General features: G+C 61.1%; 21 protein-coding genes. 8 read left to right on the top strand and 13 right to left on the bottom strand.

Features of this window, described 5'->3' with window-relative positions; all coding sequences use genetic code 11:
- Positions 1–191 precede the first annotated feature (191 nt).
- Positions 192–1085: a GGDEF domain-containing protein gene (locus K6T12_RS10955; RefSeq protein WP_222222385.1), complete on the top strand. Its 894-nt coding sequence runs from the start codon at positions 192–194 to the stop codon at positions 1083–1085.
- A gap of 342 nt (positions 1086–1427) precedes the next feature.
- Here K6T12_RS10955 and rarD read toward each other — a convergent pair whose 3' ends face one another.
- Positions 1428–2333, bottom strand: a complete 906-nt coding sequence (gene rarD / locus K6T12_RS10950) for an EamA family transporter RarD (protein ID WP_222222383.1) — start codon at positions 2331–2333, stop codon at positions 1428–1430.
- A gap of 100 nt (positions 2334–2433) precedes the next feature.
- Positions 2434–3828, bottom strand: coding sequence for an SLC13 family permease (locus K6T12_RS10945; protein ID WP_222222381.1), 1395 nt, complete (start codon positions 3826–3828; stop codon positions 2434–2436).
- A 74-nt stretch (positions 3829–3902) separates the two neighbouring features.
- On the opposite strand from K6T12_RS10945, the gene K6T12_RS10940 reads away from it, so the two are divergent.
- Positions 3903–4700, top strand: coding sequence for an AraC family transcriptional regulator (locus K6T12_RS10940; RefSeq protein WP_222222379.1), 798 nt, complete (start codon positions 3903–3905; stop codon positions 4698–4700).
- 161 nt (positions 4701–4861) lie between these two features.
- Here K6T12_RS10940 and K6T12_RS10935 read toward each other — a convergent pair whose 3' ends face one another.
- The 8 genes from K6T12_RS10935 to arsC all read right to left on the bottom strand — a co-directional run bounded on the left by K6T12_RS10935 (position 4862) and on the right by arsC (position 11385).
- The gene (locus K6T12_RS10935; protein ID WP_222222378.1) at positions 4862–5074 is read right to left on the bottom strand and encodes a hypothetical protein; all 213 of its coding nucleotides are present in this window, start codon (positions 5072–5074) and stop codon (positions 4862–4864) included.
- Positions 5075–5351: 277 nt separating this feature from the next.
- Positions 5352–6428, bottom strand: coding sequence for a histidinol-phosphate transaminase (hisC, locus tag K6T12_RS10930; protein ID WP_222222376.1), 1077 nt, complete (start codon positions 6426–6428; stop codon positions 5352–5354).
- An 86-nt stretch (positions 6429–6514) separates the two neighbouring features.
- A complete protein-coding gene (locus K6T12_RS10925) occupies positions 6515–7417 on the bottom strand; it encodes a LysR family transcriptional regulator (RefSeq protein ID WP_222222374.1) in 903 nt (300 codons plus the stop codon).
- A gap of 400 nt (positions 7418–7817) precedes the next feature.
- Positions 7818–8288: a nucleoside triphosphate pyrophosphohydrolase family protein gene (locus K6T12_RS10920; protein WP_222222372.1), complete on the bottom strand. Its 471-nt coding sequence runs from the start codon at positions 8286–8288 to the stop codon at positions 7818–7820.
- 52 nt (positions 8289–8340) lie between these two features.
- Complete coding sequence (locus tag K6T12_RS10915) at positions 8341–10014, bottom strand: SufS family cysteine desulfurase (protein WP_222222370.1); 1674 nt, start codon at positions 10012–10014, stop codon at positions 8341–8343.
- Complete coding sequence (locus K6T12_RS10910; protein ID WP_222222368.1) at positions 10007–10384, bottom strand: DUF2069 domain-containing protein; 378 nt, start codon at positions 10382–10384, stop codon at positions 10007–10009. The genes K6T12_RS10915 and K6T12_RS10910 overlap by 8 nt, the downstream gene beginning before the upstream one ends.
- Complete coding sequence (gene wrbA, locus K6T12_RS10905; RefSeq protein WP_222222366.1) at positions 10381–10986, bottom strand: NAD(P)H:quinone oxidoreductase; 606 nt, start codon at positions 10984–10986, stop codon at positions 10381–10383. The genes K6T12_RS10910 and wrbA overlap by 4 nt, the downstream gene beginning before the upstream one ends.
- A gap of 48 nt (positions 10987–11034) precedes the next feature.
- Positions 11035–11385, bottom strand: a complete 351-nt coding sequence (gene arsC, locus K6T12_RS10900) for an arsenate reductase (glutaredoxin) (RefSeq protein WP_222222364.1) — start codon at positions 11383–11385, stop codon at positions 11035–11037.
- A 199-nt stretch (positions 11386–11584) separates the two neighbouring features.
- On the opposite strand from arsC, the gene K6T12_RS10895 reads away from it, so the two are divergent.
- From K6T12_RS10895 to K6T12_RS10885, 3 genes are all read left to right on the top strand, one after another.
- Positions 11585–12847 carry a virulence factor BrkB family protein gene (locus tag K6T12_RS10895; RefSeq protein ID WP_222222362.1) on the top strand — a complete coding sequence of 421 codons (1263 nt, stop codon included), beginning with the start codon at positions 11585–11587 and terminating at the stop codon, positions 12845–12847.
- Positions 12848–12863: 16 nt separating this feature from the next.
- Positions 12864–13139 (top strand): acylphosphatase, encoded by a 276-nt coding sequence (locus tag K6T12_RS10890; protein ID WP_222222360.1) that lies wholly within the window; start codon positions 12864–12866, stop codon positions 13137–13139.
- A gap of 226 nt (positions 13140–13365) precedes the next feature.
- Positions 13366–13989 (top strand): DsbA family protein, encoded by a 624-nt coding sequence (locus K6T12_RS10885; RefSeq protein ID WP_222222358.1) that lies wholly within the window; start codon positions 13366–13368, stop codon positions 13987–13989.
- A 276-nt stretch (positions 13990–14265) separates the two neighbouring features.
- On the opposite strand, the gene K6T12_RS10880 is transcribed toward K6T12_RS10885, so the two are convergent.
- Positions 14266–14820 carry a lytic transglycosylase domain-containing protein gene (locus tag K6T12_RS10880; RefSeq protein WP_222222356.1) on the bottom strand — a complete coding sequence of 185 codons (555 nt, stop codon included), beginning with the start codon at positions 14818–14820 and terminating at the stop codon, positions 14266–14268.
- Between the two features lie 103 nt (positions 14821–14923).
- Between K6T12_RS10880 and K6T12_RS10875 the strand changes: the two genes are divergently transcribed.
- Positions 14924–15823, top strand: coding sequence for an RluA family pseudouridine synthase (locus K6T12_RS10875; protein WP_255611670.1), 900 nt, complete (start codon positions 14924–14926; stop codon positions 15821–15823).
- A gap of 99 nt (positions 15824–15922) precedes the next feature.
- On the opposite strand, the gene K6T12_RS10870 is transcribed toward K6T12_RS10875, so the two are convergent.
- Positions 15923–16402: a YbhB/YbcL family Raf kinase inhibitor-like protein gene (locus K6T12_RS10870; protein ID WP_222222354.1), complete on the bottom strand. Its 480-nt coding sequence runs from the start codon at positions 16400–16402 to the stop codon at positions 15923–15925.
- A 452-nt stretch (positions 16403–16854) separates the two neighbouring features.
- Here K6T12_RS10870 and K6T12_RS10865 point away from each other — a divergent pair, with 452 nt between their 5' ends.
- A complete protein-coding gene (locus K6T12_RS10865; RefSeq protein ID WP_222222352.1) occupies positions 16855–17865 on the top strand; it encodes a D-cysteine desulfhydrase in 1011 nt (336 codons plus the stop codon).
- Between the two features lie 345 nt (positions 17866–18210).
- Here the strand turns inward: K6T12_RS10865 and K6T12_RS10860 are convergent, their stop codons facing one another.
- Positions 18211–19089, bottom strand: a complete 879-nt coding sequence (locus K6T12_RS10860) for a LysR family transcriptional regulator (protein ID WP_222222350.1) — start codon at positions 19087–19089, stop codon at positions 18211–18213.
- A gap of 538 nt (positions 19090–19627) precedes the next feature.
- Between K6T12_RS10860 and K6T12_RS10855 the strand changes: the two genes are divergently transcribed.
- Positions 19628–21412 (top strand): methyl-accepting chemotaxis protein, encoded by a 1785-nt coding sequence (locus tag K6T12_RS10855; protein ID WP_315853596.1) that lies wholly within the window; start codon positions 19628–19630, stop codon positions 21410–21412.
- The last annotated feature ends 13 nt before the right edge of the window (positions 21413–21425 follow it).

Here is a 21425-nt window from a genome sequence, read left to right as displayed (position 1 = left end):
GCACTATCCAGCCGTGCCAACATTGGCCCCATAACCCTGGCGGGCCTGTCGCGCAAGCGGCAGGCCCGATGCCATGAATACCGGGGGCCTTGAAAAACCGTCTTCAGTACCAGCAAACGATGCCCGGCGTCGTGCAACAGGTTCTTCGAGGTGCCCTACTGATCGAAGTTTATGATTCGGGGGTACACTGGATGTCCGGCCACGAGCTGTTGCAAGCACGTTTCAACGCACTTCTTAACACCATCACCGATACCGTCCTGATTATCGATGCGGCCGACAAGGTGGCCGTGTGCGGCGGCGGTAGCGAGTGGGTCAAGCAGGCTCCTTTACAGGGTCGTGCCCTGGCTGAAATCTTCAGTGAGGAACTGACGTTACTGCTGACCAATCTCTGCAAGGAAACCCGCCTGCAGGGCCGCGTCGCCGAAACCGAAATCCAGATCACCCCGCAGTGCGCACCGCTGCTTAAGGAGTACGGTTACAACAGCACCCATTGGTACCGTATCCACTGCAGCAAACAGGATAAAGAGGTGGTCTGCGTACTGGCGGACGTCACCCTGCGGCGCCAGCTGGAGCACAAGGTCAGCCACCAGTCCCAGCGTGACCCGCTGACCGGCGCTTACAACCGCCGTGCCCTGGTGCCGGTATTGAATCAGGCCGTTGCCCAGGCGCAGCGCTACGAATTCCCCTGTTCGCTGCTGCTGGTCGATATCGACGGCTTTACCGGCTTGAACGAGCAATACGGTTGGGACAGCGGCGATCAGGTGCTGCAGCAGCTGGTGGCGGCGATCCACAAGATGAAGCGTACCGCGGATTTCCTGGCCCGGATCGGCGACGATCGCTTCGCCCTTTACCTGCCGGAAACCAACCGCGACCAGTCGCTGGCGGTGGGCCGCCGGGTGCTCAAGCTGGTTGACGAGATGGAGCTGCCGACCGCCAGTGGCGATATCCGTTTCCGGGTCAGCATCGGCACCGCCACCCTGGCCGGTGTCGAAGACGGTGCCGAGCAGCTGATCAAGCGCGCCAATGAAAACCTGCTGATCGCCAAGCAGAGTGGCGGCAGCCGGGTGGAAGGCGACGAGCTTTGATCTGATTTAATATCAGTTCTGAAAAAAAGCGCCTGCCGGGAAACCGGCAGGCGCTTTTTTGTTTTTGCGATTATCCGTGTTTAAGTGGCTGTTTCCTGGAATGTGGACTGCAGCCGCGACCGTTAGACCCCCTGCGGCGTGGCGCCCCGGGTGGCGCCCTACAGGAGGCACTGTTGTAGGGCTGGACCCGGCCGGCCAAACGCCGTCAGGCGTTTTGAAAAGGCTTGATCAGACCGGTGCTGACCGCTTGTGGCTCCCCGGACATGTCGGGTGGGCACGTTTTTTGTGCCCACGCGCCCTAGCTGGTTACAACGGTGGTACTCAACGCCGTTATCGAAACAGCTATCCGGCCGCTGCCAGCCGCTGCTTCCGGGCGCGGTGCTGCTGTTGCAGGGCGCCGACGCTGAATACCGCCAGACCGGCCCAGATCAGCAGGAAACTGATCATCTGGTCGCCGCCGAACGGTTCGTCATACACCACCACCGCCAGCAGGAATTGGATCGACGGGGCCAGGTAGGTCAGGAAACCGAGCGCGATCAGGCTGAGCCGCTGTGCTGCGGCGGCGAAGGCAAGCAGCGGCAGGGCGGTCAGCACACCGACCAGGATCAGACGAGATGGGTTGCCGTCAGCTGTGAAATGGCTCTCACCCTGCTGGGCGATGAACGCCAGATAGCCCAATGCCAGTGGCAGCAGCAGCAGGGTTTCCATCAGCAGACCGGTCAGGGTATCGACCGGTGCTTTTTTACGTACCGCGCTGTACAAGCCGAACAGTATTGCCAGCGACAGTGCGATCCATGGCAACTGACCGAGGCTGATCACCTGATAGGCGACCCCGAGCACCGCCAGCACCACCGCCATCATCCGGAAACGGTCCAGTTTCTCGCCGAGCAACGCGACCCCGATCACTACGTTGACCAGCGGCGTCATGAAGTAGCCGAGGCTGGCGGACAACACCTGGTTGATCTGGACGGCATAGATATAGATCCCCCAGTTGGCGGCGATCAGGATTGCCGAGATCAGCAGAGTCAGCCACAGGCGGCGGTTCAGTAATTGCTCACGGCGGCGGCGCCACTGGCCCAGCAGGGTCATCACCAGGGCGGTGAACAAGGTCGCCCAGACCACCCGGTGGCCCAGTACTTCCAGCGACGGCAGATGGCTGACCCATTTGAAGTAGATTGGAAAGGTGCCCCACAGGCCATACGCCAGCAGGGCATACAGCAGTCCTTTGCGGGATTCATCGATTGGCATGATAGATATAGACCTGTCAAAAAGCGGATTCTAAGGCCCGCCGGGGCGGCTGTCACCGCAACGCACTGTCGCGGCTTTCAGCCTTATCTGCCGTTGTCTATCAGAGCCAGCCCAGCAGGCGCCACCAGCCGTAGTCCAGCGGCACCAGCAGCACGATGCTCAGCAATGCCTGCAGCACGCAGAAGCGGATCGCATGGGCCATCGGCATGCCGGACATCTTCAATGCCACCAGCAGGGGGCCGGACTGGTAGGGCAGCAGGAAGGTGGAGAAGCCGATCACCTGGGTCATCAATACTGTGGTCAGTGGCAGCCCGCTGGTTTCCGCCAGTTGGCCGGCGAACGGCGTCAATACCGCCGGCACGCCCGGCAAACCGGTGGCCAGCGAGGTCAGGAAGGCGGTGGCCGACAGCGAGGCGAAGTTCAAGGCGCTGTTGCCGGGTTCCAGTGGCAACAGCTGGGCCAGTTGGCCGGCGAGCAGCTCGCCGAGACCGCTGTGGTTAAGCAGCGTGCCCATACCGAGGATGCCGGCGATGAACAGCAGGGTGCTGAAGCTGAACTGCTGTTGGAACTGCTCGTTGCCGACCAGACCGAGCCGCGGCAGCAGCAGGATTACCGCGGCACCGAGCGCCACCCAGGCAGGCGAGACATGGTGCAGGCCGTCGCTGATCCACAGCGCCAGGGCGATCAGCAGCAGCAACAGCAGGTAACGCTCGCTGGCCTGCAGCGGGCGGCGCTGGGCGTCTCGACCGGCTGGCCGTGGGCTGTCCGGGAACAGCCTGATGATCAGCCAGGTCACCAGTAGCCCCTTCAGCAGCCCCAATACCGGGAAGTGCAACAGCAGGTATTCGGCATAGCCGAACGACAATCCGTAGATGGTTTCCACCGCGCCGGCCATCACCATGTTCGGCACATTGGCCGGCAGCACCGCGAAGGTCGGTACATGGGTGCCGAACGCCACCGCCAGCGCCAGGCCGGTATGGCCGTTGGAGCCGATCCGGAAGCCGCAGCGTTCCGCCAGCGCCATGACGATCGGCACCATCAATACCACCCGGCCCATCGACGATGGCATCAGGAAGCCGAGCGCGGTGGAGCTCAGCATGATGCCGCCGATCAGCAGCGGATAGCTGCCGGCGAAGATCGTCAGATGATCGGCCAGCCGCTGGCCCAGGCCGGTACTCTTGAACGCCATGCCGATTACGAAGCCGGCGAAGATCATCCAGGTGGCGGCCGAGTAGAAGCCGGAAAACACCACTTCGGCCGGTGCCAGTGACAGCAACATGGCGCCGAGAAACAGCAACAATGCAGTCAGGTGTTCTGGAATCACCGAGGTGGCCCAGAGACCCAGTGCGGCCAATACCAGTGCCGCTGTCTGTGCCTGAGTAACTGTCATCAGCGCCGGTGGAAACAGCGCCAGCAGCAGCGCCAGCAGCAGAATAAGGCCGGCGATCAGCCTGGCGGGATGGCGGGTCAGCTGGTGTCGAGTGGTAACAAGCATGGAATCTGGTCCGTTTGGGCTATGCGTACAAGGCTGATTGTGGCAATAATGCGCTTAGTGCGTAAGGCGACAAAATGACAATGATTGATGAGAAAGTGACAACTCGGCCCCCGTCCGGCGGTGGCGACCTGGTCGATCCACTGCGGCCGGTAATTGGCCTGGAACGGGCAATGCAAAGCGGCCTGGAGGTGATCCCGCACAGCCACCCGCGGGGGCAGCTGGCGTACGCCTCGGAAGGGGTGCTGCGCGTGACCACCGATCAGGGCACCTGGGTGGTTCCGCCCAGCCAGGCGGTTTGGATACCCGGCGGCATCCGGCACCAGGTGACAGCCGAGACCGATTGCACGGTCCGTCACCTGCATATCGACCCGACTGCGGCGGCCCGGTTGCCTGGGCAGTGCAGCGTGCTGGAGGTGTCGTCGCTGCTGCGTGAACTGATTTTGCGGGTCAGCCGGTTTGGCCGCCTGTATCCGGCTGATGGCCCGGAGCAACGGCTGGTGGCGGTCTTTCTCGATGAGCTCGGCGCGCTTCAGCCGTCGCTGCTGTACCTGCCGTTGGCGCAGGATCGCCGGGTTCGGCGGGTGATGGATGGCCTGATGCGCCAGCCCGATTCGGAGAAGGGCCTGGATGAGTGGGCCACCGAGGTGGGCGCCAGTGGCCGTACCCTGGCGCGGCTGTTTCAACGCGAGACCGGCATGAAATTCAGCGAATGGCGTAAGCAACTGCGGCTGCAGGAGGCGGTCAACCGCTTGGCGCGCGGCGAGCCGGTCACCGAGGTGGCGCTGGCGTTGGGCTACCGCAGCCCCAGTGCCTTCGTGGCGATGTTTCGCAAGACGCTGGGCAGCCCGCCGGGGCAGTATTGCCGCGATTGATTTTCTAGAGTTGTAAGTTAACAGTTTTGAGTTAACAGATAAGTGGCCCGTGGCGGGCGGCTGCTATCGCTCGAACCAGCCAAAGGACGCACAAAGCGAACCGCGATGGTGAAGATTCCGACGGAGCTGAACAATCCTGAATCTTGCCAGTTAGCGATCTATTAGCGCGTCGTCACCGTCGTCGAACTGGCATTGTGCCGTTTGAGAATCTCTTCGATCTCCGGCTCGGTTGCATCGGCGATCATCACTTTGATCTGCAGGTTGTCCTCATCGACGAAGATTTGCTCTTGCGGTATGCCGGTGACGATCAGATCGTCCCGGGCATTCTTGATCTGGTCGGCGGACTCATAGGTGCCGGTTACCGTCTTGGTCATCGGATGGCCCTCTTGCGATTAGGCGGTTCGATTGGCGTCAGTCCCATTCAAGGTAGATGCTGGCCGGGGAGGTGTCCAAGATCGCCGCTGATGCGGTGGTGCGCTGAAGTAGCGCGCAATGTTGATGGCGCCTGTCGCAAAGAGAGCAGAGAGCCTTCAGCTATCGGTCGGTCAACCTGCGATGCGAGTTTTCGCCGAGGTCGGCCTAAATTGACTGCCGACTACCGCCACCGGCGCTAGTCGGCAAGAGGGGGGATCCGAAAAGCGGACGACCGGCTCAGTCGTCCAGTACCACCATATCCGGGTGCTGCTTGAGGGTGTCGATCAGCAGCTGCATCTCCTCGGGGGTGCCGATGCTGATGCGCAGGTGGTTGTCGATGCCCGGCTTGCTGAAGTGGCGCACCAGCACGTTCTTGCTGCGCAGGTAGCCCATCAGTTCGGCGCCCTCGATATAGCGGTGCGCGGCGAACAGGAAGTTGGTCTTGGACGGCACCACCTTGAAGCCCATTTTTTCCAGCTGGCTGGCGGTCCATTCGCGGGTGTCGATGATCGCCCGGGTGGTCTGCTGGAAGTACGCCTCGTCCTCCAGCGCCGCCACGCTGCCGGCGATCGCCAGCATATCCAGCGGATAGGAGTTGAAGCTGTTTTTGACCCGTTCCAGGCCGTCGATCAGTTCCGGATGACCAATCGCGAAGCCAACCCGCAAGCCGGCCAGCGAGCGGGACTTGGAGAAGGTCTGGATCACCAGCACGTTGTCGTAACGGCGGCTCAGTTCGATGGCGCTGTCGGCGCCGAAATCGACATAGGCTTCGTCGACCACCACCAGCGAATCGCGGTTGCGCTCCAGCAGGGCTTCGATCTCGGCCAGCGGCAGGGCGCGGCCGGTCGGCGCGTTCGGGTTGGCGAAGATGATGCCGCCGTTCGGCTGCCGGTAGTCGTTCAGGTCGATGCTGAAGTCGTCACGCAGCGGCAACAGCTGGTAGTCGATGTCGTACAGCTTGCAGTAGACGTCGTAAAAGCTGTAGGTGGTCTCCGGCATCAGCAGTGGCTCGGGCTGGCGGAAGAACGCCATGAAGGTCAGCGCCAGTACCTCGTCGGAACCGTTGCCGACGAATACCCGGTTGCGCTCGACGCCGTAGTAGTCGGCCAATGCCTGTTTCAGGGCGCTGGAATCCGGGTCTGAGTAGAGCCGCAGCCGCTCCATCGGGAACTCCCGCAGTGCCTTGATCGCGCCGGGTGCAGGCGGGTAAGGGTTCTCGTTGGTGTTCAGCTTGACGAGGTTGTCCACCTTCGGCTGTTCACCCGGTACGTAGGGGGTGAGCTCCTTGATGGCTTCGCTCCAGTATTTGCTCATGGTGGTCAGCGCCTTCCGACGGTTGTCATGTCACAGTGTTTACAGGGGCGCCCAGCATAGCAGAGCGCCCGGAAGCAGAGAAGAAATCAGGGGTTGCTGGCCTTGATCCAGGGGTGGCCGGCCAGCGATTCCAGCATATGGTCGATAAACAGCCGGACGCGCGGGTTCAGGTGGCGTCGACTCGGATAGAGCGCGTGGATCTCGATCGGCGGCAGATGGTAAGCCTCCAGCACCGGCTGCAGCAGTCCCTGTTCGACCATCTCGGCGCAGTACTGGCGCGGCATTCGGGCGATCCCCATATCCTGCAGCAGAATCTCGCGCAGGAAGTTGATGCTGTTGGCATGCAGCCGGCCCTGTACCGGCACCGGCTCACCGTCGCGCCAGGTCTCGAACTGCCAGGTGTTGGCGGTGCGGTGCACGGTCATGCAGTTGTGCTCGGCCAGATCATCCGGTGTCTTAGGCACGCCGTGGCTGGCCAGGTAGGCGGGCGAGGCGTACAAGCCCATATCCAGCTCGGCCAGCTTGCGGGCGACCAGCGTGGAATCGGTCAGTTTGCCGACCCGGATCGCCAGGTCGATGCCGTCTTCGATCAGGTCGACCAGCCGGGTGCTCAGCTCGACGTCGACCTCCACCTTCGGGAAGCGCTTCAGGAAGCTGCCGACCACACCGTTCATGATGAACACGCCCAGCTCCGGCGGCATGGTCAGTTTCAAGCGGCCACGCGGTTCGGCATTGGTGGCGGCGACCTGCTCCTGGGTTTGCTCCAGTTCGTCGATCAGCGGCCGGCAACGGTTGTACAGCTCCATCCCCTCGTCGGTCAGCTGCAGTTTGCGGGTCGAACGCTGCAGCAGGCGTACGCCAAGGCTGTCCTCCAGCTGGGCGATACGACGGCTGATAGTGGATTTTTGCAGGCCGAGGCTGTCAGCGGCAGCGGTAAAGCTACTGGTTTCGACCACCCGGATGAACAGGCGCAGGTCATTCAGGTTCATACAGGACTCCGCAGGTGACGGGGAAGCTGACTATCATCCGAATTATTCAGAAAATCGCAACAGGTTATTGCATTTATTCCATATTGTTGCGCTTTGGGTGGGGGTATTCAAATAAGGTTTTGTCGGCAAATGAGGTGCGGGGTCTTGCGGCGGAGGGACCAGGGGCGTAGCAGCCCGCTCCGAGGGCGACACCCATCGGACCAGGCCAACCCCGTCGCGGTCAGTACCCAATGGGCATGCCAAGCCCGCTGCTACCGAGTTCTGTGGACCGCAACCCGCTTGGGTATCGCGGGCAACGGGGGAGTCATCTGAGCGCCGTGCAAGGTCGCGGCTGAAGCCCCTCCTATAACGGCGCCTTCTCAAGCCCTTCGAGACAAAAGGGCTTGAGAATCGAAAACAATCAATCCAGCACCGGCTCGTGCCAGTTGATGTTCTTCAGGAACTTGTGGGCCGGGTAGAACTTGCCGTCCTTGCCTTCCTGGTCCTTGGCGGACTTGACGTAGGCTTCCGGCAGTTCGCCGCCGGCGTAAACCTCCAGCCCCTTCTCCTGGCGGTAGAACGCCAGGGTGTCTTCGATCTCCTGCTCGGTCTTGCACAATTTGGACAGGTTGCTCTGCTGCACCGCCGCCATGTCGCGGTCGGCGTCGATGCCGAGGATATGCGCCATGCCGTAGGTGGTGACCAGCACGTCGGCGATGGCGTCGCGCACTTCGGCCAGGTTGTGGGTGTCGATCCCCTCGACCAGCTCGGCCATCTCTTCCTGGATCAGCTGCAGCTGCTTGGCGGCTTTCTGCCAGTCCGGCTGGCTCGGATCTCCTTTCTGGTTGCCGAACACGGTATTCAGGAAGGAGACGTCGGTAAAGTTGCTCATGGTAATCCGTCGTTTTTCAAATAAGTTGGTCGGAAAATGAATTGGTAAAGAATCACTGTTGGCGGGCGAACCGGTGGATCTGCTCGACCAGTGCGCGCAGGCCGTTGCCGCGCGACGGGCTGAGGTGGCGCAGCAGGTCCAGCTCGGCGAAATACCGGTCGATATCGAACGCCAGCACCTGCTCGGCGCTGCGGTTGTTCAGTGCCGCCAATACGATGGCGATCAGCCCGCGGATGATGCGCGCGTCGGAGTCGGCCAGGAACTCCAGCCGGCCGGCGTCATTGACCCGGCTGACCAGCCAGGCCTGGCTTTCGCAGCCGTGCAGCCGGTGATCGTCGCTCTTCAGGTGGTCCGGCAGTGCCGGCAGGTCGCGGCCGAGCAGCATGATCTCACGGTAGCGGCTGTTCCAGTCGCGTTTGGCCAGCAGCTGCTGGCGCAGTTGCTCGGCGTCTACCTGATGGCCGTAGGGCATCTCGGTAAACGGGTCGGCCGGGCAGACGGCGACGGTCTCGTGCTGGCTGTCGACGATCTGCTGCAACGCTTCGGCGAAGCGGTCGACCTCCTCCTGGCTGTTGTAGAACGCGAACGAGGCGCGCAGGGTGCCGGGCAGGCCGAGCCGCTCCATTAGCGGCATCGCGCAGTGGTGGCCGGTGCGGATGGCGATCCCCTGCTGGTCGAGCAGCAGGCCGACATCCTGCTGGTGCAGGCCGTCGAGCTGGAACGACAGCAGGCTGACCCGCTCGGCGGGCTGGCCGATCGGCCGGAAGCCGTTGATCTGGCTGCACTGTTCAAGACAGCGTTGCAGCAGTTGCTGTTCGTGCGCCAGCAGGGCGGGGCGGTCCTGCGCGCTCAGGTAATCCAGCGCCGCGGCCAGGCCGATGGCGCCGGCAATATTGGGCGTACCGGCTTCGAACCGGAACGGCACCCGGTTGTAACTTGTGCCGCTGAAGCTGACCCGCTCGATCATCTCGCCGCCGCCCTGCCAGGGGGGCATCTGCTCGAGCAGCTCCAGCCGGCCCCAGAGCGCGCCGATGCCGGTCGGGCCGAACGCCTTGTGGCCGGAGAAGGCGAAGAAATCGCAACCCAGCGCCTGCACGTCGATCGGCAGGTGGGCCGCACTCTGGGCGCCGTCCACCAGGGTGACCGCGCCGACCGACTTGGCGGCGCGGATCATCTCGGCTACCGGGTTGATTGTCCCCAGAGCGTTGGAGGCGTGGCCGACCGCCAGGATGCGGGTACGCTCGTTCAGCAATGCCCGGAACCGTGCCAGGTCCAGCTCGCCGTTGTCGCGGATCGGCACCACCCGGATGGTGGCACCGGTCTGCTCGGCCAGCAGTTGCCAGGGCACGATGTTGGCGTGGTGTTCCAGCTCGGTCAGCAGGATCTCGTCACCCGGCTGCAACCGGCTGCGGCCATAGCTCTGGGCAACCAGGTTGATCGCCTCGGTGGTGCCGCGGGTCCAGACGATCTCGCGGCTGTCCGGCGCGTTCAGAAAGCGTGCCACGCTGTCGCGGGCCTGCTCGAACAGCGCCGTTGCCTCGCTGCTCAGGGCGTGCGAGGCGCGGTGGACGTTGGCGTTGTGTTGGCGGTAGAAACGGTTGACCGCCTCGATCACCTCCCGGGGTTTCTGGGCGGTGGCGGCGTTGTCCAGATAGATCAGCCGCTGGCCGTTGACCCGCCGATTGAGCAGCGGGAACTCGGCGCGAAGCTTGCGCAGGTCAACCATTGTTGGCCAGAGCCTTGATCAGCCGGCTTTTCCAGCGGGCGTAGTACATGGCGGCGCTGAACAGCACGCCGACCAGGCCGCAGAAGGCCAGCCCCAGCCCCTGGGTGGCCGGGTTGCTGGCAGCCAGCACCGCCTGTACGAAGTACAGCAGCAGTACGAAGCAGAGCCAGGCGTGGCCGCGCGGTACGCCTTTGATCACCGTCGGCAGGAACGCCAGCAGCAGCGAACTCTGTACCAGCACGATGATCCATGGGTTGGCGCCCGGCACCGGCGCCAGCACCAGGTACCAGGCCAGGAACAGGGCCAGCAGGCCGAAGTAGCTCAGCAGGGTCAGCGAGCGGGTCAGGGTGACTTTGCTTTCGAGGGTCATCGATTGTCCAGCAGTTGCAGTGCCAGGCGGCCGAGCCGTTTGCCCTGTGCCTGGCAGAGTTTGATTTCGTGGTCGTCCAGCGCCCGGTCGCTGTCGCGGCCGGCCAGGTGGGTCGGGCCGTACGGGGTGCCGCCGCTCTCGGTGCTGAGCAGCTCGGTCTGCGAGTAAGGCAGGCCGGCCAACACCATGCCGTGGTGCAGCAGCGGCAGCATCATGCTCAGCAGTGTCGACTCCTGGCCGCCGTGCAGGCTGGAGCTGGAGCTGAACACGCAGGCCGGCTTGTCGATCAGCGCGCCGGACAGCCAGAGCGAGCTGGTGCTGTCGATAAAGTACTTCAGCGGCGCCGCCATATTGCCGAAGCGGGTCGGGCTACCCAGCGCCAGGCCGGCACAACCGGCCAGGTCCTGCTCGCTGCAGTAGAGCGCGCCTTCGGCCGGGATGCTGTCGGCCACCGCTTCGCAGTCGGCGGAGACCGCTGGCACTGTGCGCAAGCGGGCCTCGATGCCGGCCTGCTCGGCGCCGCGGGCGATCTGGCGGGCCATTTCGGCGGTGGCGCCGTGGCGGCTGTAATACAGCACCAGGATATAGGGCGTTGTGCTCATGCGATTTTCTTTATGGCTGATTTACAACAAGTCTAGGGAGTAACGGTCTCAGAGGATCTCCAGCACCGACTCCGGCGGACGGCCGATGCGGGCCTGGTCGCCGTTGATCACGATCGGCCGCTCGATCAGGCGCGGGAATTCGACCATCTTGGCGATCACCTGGTCTTCGCTCAGGCTCTGGTCGTCCAGGCCGGCCTGCTGGTACTCCTCTTCCTTGGTGCGCAGCAGATCACGGGCGTTGATGCCCAGCATCGCCAGCACCTGTTTCAGCTCGTCGGCGCTCGGCGGGGTCTCCAGGTACTTGACGATGGCCGGCTCGATGCCGCGCTCTTCCAGCAGCTGCAGGGTCTGGCGGGATTTGGAGCAGCGCGGGTTATGGTAGATGGTGACTTGGCTCATGACGTGGTCCTGTCGATCGGTTGTTGGGTTGTACGGCCGGGCGCGGATGTTGCGCACCGCATCGGCTAAGCTGCAGAGAAGCGCCGGCGCTCATCGATTCTAAATTCTGAGATGTGCGGCTATTGTATACGCCTTGCCGGTCGCCACAAAGGCCGGCAAGGTGGTGGTTAGTGCGGTGGTTAGTAAAGAAGGATCTGCCATGCGAGATGTACTCCAGAGTCACCCGGTCCGCTTCGTCGGTTACCTGTTTCGCCAGTTTATCGCCAACCAGGGGATTTTGAACGCCTCGGCGCTGACCTATACCACCCTGTTCGCGGTGGTGCCGCTGATGACCGTCAGCTACGCGATGCTGGCGGCGGTACCCAGCTTCCAGGGGGTTGGTGAGCAGCTGCAGGGCTGGATCTTCGACAACTTCGTACCGGCCACCGGCGCGGTGGTACAGGAATACATGCGTGATTTCGCCAGCCAGGCGCGCAAGCTGACCGGGGTGGGGGTCGCCTTTCTGCTGGTCACCGCGATCATGATGATGCGCAATATCGAGTCGGCCTTTAACCGGATCTGGCGGGTCAGCGAGGCGCGCAAGGGGCTGTCTAGCTTCCTGATCTACTGGGCGATCCTCAGCCTCGGGCCGATCCTGATCGGCGTCGGCCTGCTGCTGACCTCCTACATCGCCTCCATATCGGTGATCAGCACCGCCACCGACCTGGTCGGCCGGGCGCGGTTGCTGTCGTTGCTGCCGATGCTGCTGTCGGCGGCGGCCTTTACGCTGCTCTATGCGGCAGTACCGAACTGCCGGGTGCCGCTGAAGCATGCGCTGATCGGCGGGGTGGTGGTGGCCCTGCTGTTCGAGACCGCCAAGCGCGGCTTTGCGCTGTTCGTCACCCAGTTCCCCTCCTATGAACTGATCTACGGCGCCTTTGCCGCGGTACCGCTGTTCCTGGCCTGGATCTTTATCACCTGGACGCTGATCCTGCTCGGCGCCGAACTGACCCGTGCGCTGAGCGTCTACCGCCGCAGCGAGCGGGGCCGCAAGGTCGACCATCTGCATACCCTGATGGCGGTGCTGTACCGGCTCTGGTGCGGCCAGCAGCGGGGCGAGACCCTGTCGGACCGGACACTGCTGCGCCAGGTGGCCGGGCTGGATCAGTCGCGCTGGGACAGCTACCAGCAGCTGCTGCTGGGTGCCTCGTTGATCCGCCGCAGCGAGCAGGGCGAGTACCTGCTGTGCCGCGACCTGGATACGCTGTCGGTGGCCGAGCTGTGCGAGCTGCTGCCCTGGCCGCTGCCGCCGGGTGACGACGTGGCCGCCTTGGGCGGCTGGCAGCGGCAGCTCAACCAGCGGCTGAATGCCGTCGAGCATAGCCGAAAGGCGCAGTTGAATATTTCGCTGCAGCAGTTATTTTCTGAGGCAGACAACGCGCCGGCCGACGAGCAGGTCGTTACTCAGCAAAAAGGTAACTGATTCCGAGGAGAGACCGATGGCACAGATCTGCATACACGCGTTTATCACCGGCCGGGTGCAGGGCGTCTGGTTCCGCCAGTCGACCAAGGAACAGGCCGAACAGCACGGCTTGACCGGTTGGGTCCGCAACCTACCCGACGGCCGCGTCGAAGCCCTGCTGCAGGGCGACGAGCGCGGCGTGCGCCAGGTGGAAGCCTGGCTGAACCAGGGGCCGCCGCTGGCGACCGTGGCCGAGGTGCAGTCTGAACTGGTCGATCAGATGGAAGAGGTAGATGGCTTCGAAGTCCGTTAACTATTTCCGCAGGGTTTCTTTCCATCCCTCGTTTCATAACTGCTAATTGGGCTTAGATCGGCGGCTTTTTTATCTGCTGTGGTTGCTGATCGGCTGCCTTCCCTTGCTCGATGCCCCCCTCCTTCCCTTGATTTAGTCCTGTCGGTTTATAGTGGTTAGCGGCTGAACTTCCACTCAATAATCGGGTCGCATATGCACTTGGTAGTCGTGGATGGGAGTAGATGTGATGTCGGCCAGGTTGTATTACGTGCATGATCCGATGTGCAGTTGGTGCTGGGGGTTCAAGCCGGGCTGGGAAGAGCTGCGTGAGCGGTTGCCGGCGCAGGTCGAGGTGGTGCCGCTGTTGGGCGGCCTGGCGCCGGACAGCGATGCGCCGATGCCGGTGGAGATGCAGCAGTACCTGCAGCAGACCTGGCGGCGGATCGAGCAGATGCTCGGTACCGAGTTTAATTTCGATTTCTGGCGTCAGTGCCAGCCGAGGCGCGATACCTGGAAGGCCTGTCGGGCGGTGATCGCGGCGCAGCACCAGCAGCAGGGCGAGGCGATGACCGGGGCGATCCAGCGGGCTTACTATACGCGGGCGCTGAATCCGTCGGAGCCGGAGACGCTGTGCCAGTTGGCCGAAGAACTGGCATTGGATGTCGAGCGGTTTCGGGCCGATCTGAACGATCCGGCGACCCAGGATGAGTTGGAGCGGCAGATGGCGCTGGCCGACCGTTTGGAGGTACAGGGATTTCCGTCGCTGGTGCTGGTGGTTGGCCAGCGGGCGGTGCCGATCCGGGTGGATTACCGGCAGCCGGAAACGATGCTGGCGGCGATCGAGACGCTGTTGGCGCAGGAGGAGAATTGATCCTGTACGGTATCGATGGCTTGCCGGAGCGTGGTTGAGGCTGAGGGCAATGATCATCGATTGGCAGCCCTGCGGGCTCCTGGTCGGCAAAACCTACCCGGCCGGAGCCAACCCTACAGGTCTGCTCTGTAGCAGGCCACGGTCTTTAAAAGAACCGTCGAGGGTCGCGACTGAAGCCGTTCTTACACGTTTTACTTAGTGTTGGCGTCCCGGATAACGCCCTGCAGGTTGTGCTTGGCGTGCAGGGTCGCAGCTGGGCGAATGTGAAAAAACAAATCAGTCGCGGTAGCGTTGCTGGTTGCGGTAGACCTTTTCCGGGTACCAGACCTTGCCGTAGGAGCCGTTGTAGCGTGCCAGTGCTTCGGTCAGGTCGCCGCCGGCGCGGTCGAGGTAGACCTTCAGGATGGTGCAGCCGTAGCGCAGGTTGGTATGGATGTTGGTCAGGTTGTCGTCGGGACGGCCGATCTCGTTCTTCCAGAACGGCATCAGCTGCATCAGTCCCTGAGCGCCGACCCGCGATACCGCGAAGCGGTCGAACAGACTTTCGGTATGGATCAGTCCCATCACCAGCGAGATCGGCAGTTGCTGGCGTTTGGCCTCGGCGTGGATCGCCTTGAGCACCTTGATCCGCTCAATCGGGTCCGGCAGGTAGCCGGCGATCCGGCCGGACATATCGGTCAGCCAGACTTCGGCGATAAAGCGGTCGTCGAAGCTGTCGGCCTGGGCGAAGGCGTGTTTCAACGCGGCCCGAAGTTGCGGGTCCGGCTCAGGCGTTTCGGCCTGGCTCCAGGGCGTGGCCAGCAGCAGTAACAGGGTAAGGATAAGGCGCATAGCGGCGAGTATAGCCGATCCGATCGGCGCTTTTCAGGTCGTGTGTGCTTGGCCGCTGTCGGTCAGCTGTTATGATGCGCGCCTTCTGATCAAGCTTTATCCCATGAGTATCTCAACAATGGCGATCGCCCCGAACCCTTCCGTGGTCAGCATGCCGGCCGAGCCGGCCGGTTGCCTGACCGTACTCGATTTCCTGGTGTGCAAGTTCCCCCATATCCCGGTCGAACTCTGGCAGCAGAGGATGGCTGAGGGCAAGGTGCACTGGGCGGATGGCACGGCAATCGGGCCGGACTCGCTGTTCGCGCCGCAGCAGCGGATCTTCTATTACCGCGAGGTGGCGCAGGAGCCGCAGATCCCGTTCGAGGAGCGGATTCTGCACCGGGACGATCAACTGCTGGTGGCCTGCAAGCCGCATTTCCTGCCGGTGGTGCCGCGCGGTATCTATGTGCAGGAGTGCCTGTTGAACCGACTGCGCCGCCGCACCGGCATCGACAGCCTGGCGCCGATCCACCGAATCGACCGGGAGACCGCCGGGCTGGTGCTGTTCTCGGTCGATCCGGACAGTCGTGGTCTCTACCAGCGGCTGTTTGCCGATGGCAAGGTGAAAAAAGGCTACCGGGCGGTGGCGAAGTTGGCCGATGGGGTGCGGGCCGGCTATCGCTGGACGGTGGCTAACCGGATGGTGACCGGCTCGCCGCGTTTTCGGATGCAGGTGGTTGACGGCGAGGTGAATGCCCGCTCGGAGATCCGCTGTGTCGAGGAACGTGATGGGCGGGGGCTGTTCGAACTCAGTCCGTTGACCGGCAAGACCCATCAGCTTCGGGTGCATATGAGCGGACTCGGCATGCCGTTGCTGAACGAGCGCTACTATCCGGAGCTGCAGCCGAAAACGCCGGACGATTACAGCCGGCCGCTGCAGTTGCTCGCCCGAAATATCAGCTTCGTCGATCCGCTGACCGGCCAGCTTCGCGAATATCGCAGCGAACGCAGCCTGGCCTGGTGAGTTTTTTAGGTTCTTCGCGGATTAGATACATCAGGCGAACAAGCGGCGTGGGCACAAAAAACGTGCCCACCCTACAAGGCTTTCCACCCGATGATTGGCTCAGCCTGATTTCTGGTAAGTGCCGACCAGTTCCGCTTCGGCGATCACGTGTATCCGCATGGCGGCTTCCAGCTGCGCCTTGTTGGGCGCGTCGTCCAGTCCATCCAGCACTTTGTCCAACGCGTAGAGCTTGAAGAAGTAGCGGTGGCGGCCGATTGGCGGACAGGGACCGCCATAGCCGACCCGTTGCCAGTCGTTCAGCCCCTGGCCGGCACCGTCTGGCAGCAGGTCTTCGGTTACCGCCTCCGGCAGCTCCTCGGTCTCCGGCGGCAGGTTGTACAGCAGCCAGTGCGCCCAGGTCATCTTGGGTGCGGCGGGGTCGGGGGCATCGGGGTCGTCGACAATCAACAGCAGGCTTTTGGCGTTGGAGGGAACATCGTTCCACTGCAGCGGCGGCGACAGGTCCTGGCCTTCACAGGTGTAGCGACGTGGGATTTCACCATCCTGGGCGAAAGCGGTGGAGCTGAGTGTCATGGTCATGCCGGTCTCCGATACGGTTGATGGATATGTTGCCGAAGCCCGTGGGGCAGCGATGGCCGCATGCCCAGCGGTAGTTTCACTATAGTCGTCAGATGGCAGCGCGGCGGCGGCAAAAAACAGCTGTTTTCCCGAGAATATATCGGTGATGTAGCGGCGGCGGGGCACCGCCACCGGTCGCTTTAAAAGCGGCTTCCGGGTTTTGTCGATGGCCGGCTTTCAGCTGTTGAAAATATGCCGGAAGAAGATATCCGATCTGAAATACGCGGCGGTTCGGTCTCGCTGCTAGCTGAAATTTTCACTTTTTTATCAATTAATTATTGGGGCTATGCCGAAAGTTAACCGGATGTTGTGAAAACGGCATTGGAGCTGATGCGGGGGTTGCTTCTAAGATCGTAGCCATCGTAAGAAACAATAATAAGTCGCTGAGACGTATACCAAGGAGCGTACCCGATATGCATCTTGCTCGTTTTCCACGTTTACATTTTGCTCACCTGGATACACCGCTGGAACCCTTGACCCGGCTGAGCAAGCAGTTGGGCGGTCCGAATCTCTGGATCAAACGCGATGATTGCACCGGCCTGGCCGGTGGCGGCAATAAAACCCGCAAGCTCGAGTTCCTGATGGCCGATGCGGTTGCTCAGGGGGCCGACACCATTATCACTCAGGGGGCGACACAGTCTAATCACGCCCGCCAAACCGCCGCTATCGCCGCCAAGATGGGCATGGCCTGTCACGTCCTGCTGGAAGATCGTACCGGGGCCAAAGACGTCGATTACAACTACAACGGCAACGTGATGCTGGACCAGCTGTTCGGTGCACCGTTGAGCAAGTACCCGGCCGGTACCGACATGAATGCGGCGATGATTGGATTGGCCGATGAGCTGCGCGCCGCTGGCAAGGTGCCCTATATGATTCCGGGCGGTGGTTCCAACCCGGTCGGTGCACTCGGTTATGTGAACTGCGCGCTGGAGCTGCTCAACCAAGCCAACCGTATCAGCCTGTGTATCGATCGGGTGGTGCATGCCACCGGCAGCGCCGGCACGCAGGCCGGCCTGGTGACCGGTTTTGCCGGCAGTAACAGCCTGATCCCGGTACTGGGAGTCGGGGTGCGTGCGCCGCGTGAAGTCCAGGAAGCGAACGTATTCAAGCTGGCATCGGAAACCTGCGAGCTGTTGGGGATTCCGGGTGCGGTCAAGCGTGACCAGGTGGTTGCCAACTGCGACTATATCGGCGAGGGCTACGGTTTCCCGGCCGAGAGCACGCTGGAGGCGATCGAGCTACTGGCGCGCACCGAAGGTATTTTGCTGGACCCGGTATATTCAGGAAAAGGCTTTGCCGGCCTGGTCGATCTGGTTCGCCGGGGCCACTTTAGAGACGGTGAAAATATTGTTTTCGTACATACCGGCGGCAGTCAGGCGCTGTTCGGCTACCGGCAGGCCTTTAATCTGCCGGCTTACGACTGATAGCGCGCTTGCAACGAATGGAATTCATTCCGTTTGATTGACGCGCTATCTCAGGACCTTCTCATTGCAAGCGTAGAATTGACAAGGATGTTCCTGGGAAAGAGGAGATGATCCTCGTTCCCCCCTCCCTGTCCCCACATCGGGCATTATCCTGCCCAATGTGGGTTTTTTTTAGTTCTTCGCGGATTAGCTATATCAGTTGAACAAGCGTCGCGTCGGCACAAAAACGTGTCCGCCCTACAAGGCTTGTTCTGTAGTGGGCCGCCCGTTAAATAGATGACTGTTTTATGGATTGGGTTGGCATATTGGTTGTGGTCGCCCCGGTTGTCTGGGCTTGGTAGCAGATTAAGCGCCGACCAGCTGTTGCCAGAAAGCGTTCACTTCATCCGTTCTGGGGACTTTGTGTCGATATAGAATGATTTTCATCTCGACGGTCGGTAGCTGGCTCAGCTGTACCAGATCGCCACGCTGCAGCTCCTCCTCAACCAATCGAACCGGCAACCATGACATGCCGAGGTCTTTCAGCAGCATCGCCTTTATACCTTCCGTTAACGCGGTCTCGCAGACCAGTTCAAAACGGGGTGTTGCCGGTAGTTTGCCGAGGCACTCCTGTTGGATCAGGCGGCCAAAGAAGGATTCTGGTGGGAAGCCGATCAGTCGCATCTGCTCGCTGTTTTCCGCGGCTTCGCCGGCCGAGGGACTGCATACGGGAATTAGCCGGTCGGTACCGATCTGGTAGCTGACAATCTCCGGCTGTTCCAGTTCGGGGAAGATATTGGGGACGTGGTAACAGAGTAGAAAGTCGCTTTGGCCGGCCAGGAAGAAATCGATGCAATCATGCAGATTGCTGGCATTCACCCGTATGGCGCTGCCCGCCAGATAGGGGGCTATCTGTATATACCAGTCGGGAATGAATGTGGAGCCAAGCGAGTGCTGGGTTGACAGTATCAGCGTGTTATTGCGCTTGGACTGCTGCTGCATTTTAGAGCGCATATTGTAGAGCGTTTGCAGGCAATCACGCATTGGACTTACGGCGTCTTCGCCGAGAGGCGTCAAGCGGGTCGGAAAGGAGCTTCTGTCGACCAGATCGACACCTAGCCAATTCTCCAGCGATCGGATACGCCGGCTGAAGGCCGGCTGGGTGACAAATCTGCTTTCGGCAGCCTTGGTAAAACTGCCGTGTTCGGCCAGGGCCAGAAAGTCTTCGATCCACTTAATATCCATTGTTTATTGTTACCCGCTAGAACTTTTTAATATAGCATCTGGCTATGCCGTTAAGTATGTGCTTCATGCATAATTGGCATTAGATTGTCGACCTTATAGTTTATACATTGTAGTTGATCCGTAAACAACAGATGAATTGTTCGTTATTAATACAGCTGCTTGGTAGGGCGTATAGTCACTATGCTATCTGGGGGGGGCTAATATTTCTTATCTGGTGTGTTATTGATTGGTAATGGATGATTTTTAAAAGCTGTTATTTATACGGGTTGTTAATTTAGTTGCCGTACTTAAGTGTCGTTTGTACTCTTCTCGATCTCACGGGAATGTTCGGGGGCATTATGCCCCCTTTTTTATGAGTCGAGCGCCGTATGGTTTTAATCTGGCACAACCGCTACATAAAAGTCAGCCAAAATCACCTCGTGTTTATGCTTGGGAATGCTCGATGAAGGTATCGCATAAGGTTGCAGTGGTTTCCTCTATTATTGTCTTTCTGACAATTTCGGTTCTGTCGTGGCTTCAGTACCAAACGGTCAAGGAGGTGCTGTATGAAAAAGCATCCGACCAGATTGATGAATCTACCGGGGTGTTGGCGAACCAAATAACCAGTTGGCTGAATGGCAAGTTGGCGCTGATCGATATGATGGCGGGTGTTATCGATCAGGACTTCAGCCTCGGGACTATCCGGCGCACCTTCAGTGCGCCGGTGCTCAAGGACGAGTTTCTGCTGATCTTTGGCGGCCTGGATAAGGATGGCAAGCGGATCGATAACGATTCCAAGAAGAACCCGGCGGATTGGGATGCCCGCAAGCGTCCCTGGTATCCGCAGGCCAAGGCGAACAGCCAGGCAATCCTGACTGAGCCCTACACCGCATTTTCCAGCGGCAAGCTGTTGATCTCGGTGGTTGCCAATTTCTATGACAAGGGGGAATTCCAGGGGGCTTTCGGTGGTGATATCACCCTGGAAACCATCTCCGCAGCGGTCAACAAACTGGACTTTCACGGCAGCGGTTACGCTTACCTGCTCGATGCCAACGGCAAGATCATCAGCCATCCGGATTCGAAGCTGAACGGCAAGCCGATCTCTGAACTTTACGTCAGCGAACAGCCGCGGTTAACTGCCGAACTGCAGGAGCTGAGTATCGGCGAAACCCGCATATTTACGAAGTTTACTCCGCTTGAAAAACTGCGCGGCAAAAACTGGCTGATCGGCGTGGTACTGGATAAAGAGCGGGTGATGGCCGAGGCGACAACCTTTGGCTGGGTGGCGATCTGTGCCTGCCTGATCAGTGCGCTGCTCTGTTCGCTGGTACTGATGCTGGCTATGGGCCGCCTGCTTCGCCCGTTGCAGAACCTTGGCGAATCGTTGAGTGAAATCAACGCCGGTGAAGGAGATCTGACCAAGCGGATTGAGATCCGCTCGGCGGATGAGTTTGGTAAAGTATCCAGTGAATTTAACCATTTCATCGCCCACCTTCAGTCCCTGATCCGAGACGTCAAGCAGAGCTCAGCGAGTATTCGTGGCCAGGTGGAACAGACATCGGAATCGGCATCGGATTCAGCGCAAAACCTTAACCAGCAGCTGCTTGAACTGGATCAGTTGGCCGCTGCAATGACCGAGATGGCGGCCAGTGCGCAGGAGATCGCGGCCAACGCCCAGGGCGCCGCCGAAGCCGCCGGCGCGGCAGACCAAGAAGCGGAACATGGCGCCAGCCTGGTATCGGGTACCGCAGAGTCGGTCGAGCGGCTGGTTACCGAAATGGAGCAGGCGGTGGCCTCGGTGAACGAGTTGGCGCGCTACAGCAATGAGATCGAATCGGTGCTGCAGGTGATTACCGATATTGCCGAACAGACCAATCTGCTGGCGCTCAATGCGGCGATTGAAGCGGCTCGCGCCGGTGAGCAGGGGCGAGGCTTTGCCGTCGTCGCGGATGAGGTACGTGGGCTGGCGTCGCGTACTCAGCAATCGACCGATGAAATTCAGAAGATGATCGACCAGTTGCAGTCCGGCGTGCGCAAGGCGGAGCAGACCATCAGCAGCAATTGCCAGCGGGCGACCGAACTCAGAGGGGCGGCCAACGAAGCGGACAGCGCGTTGACCAACATCCGTGGCAGTATCGGCCAGATCACCCAGATCAACCTGCAGATCGCGGCCGCCGCCGAACAGCAGAGCGCCACCGCAGGGGAGGTCGATCGCAATACGACCAACATCCGCGATATCAGTCAGTCGGTGTCAGAGGTGGCGCTGCAGCAATCCCGGCGCTGTGATCTGATGGTCAAACTGACCGCTGAGCAGAGTGATGTGCTGAAGCATTTCGAGGTCTAGCGGGTAGCGTTCT

The sequence above is a fragment of the Marinobacterium arenosum genome (assembly GCF_019795155.1).
GTDB classification, from domain to species: Bacteria; Pseudomonadota; Gammaproteobacteria; order Pseudomonadales; family Balneatricaceae; genus Marinobacterium_C; species Marinobacterium_C arenosum.
Note: the sequence above shows the minus strand (reverse complement) of the source record. Positions and strands in the feature narration are given on the sequence as shown.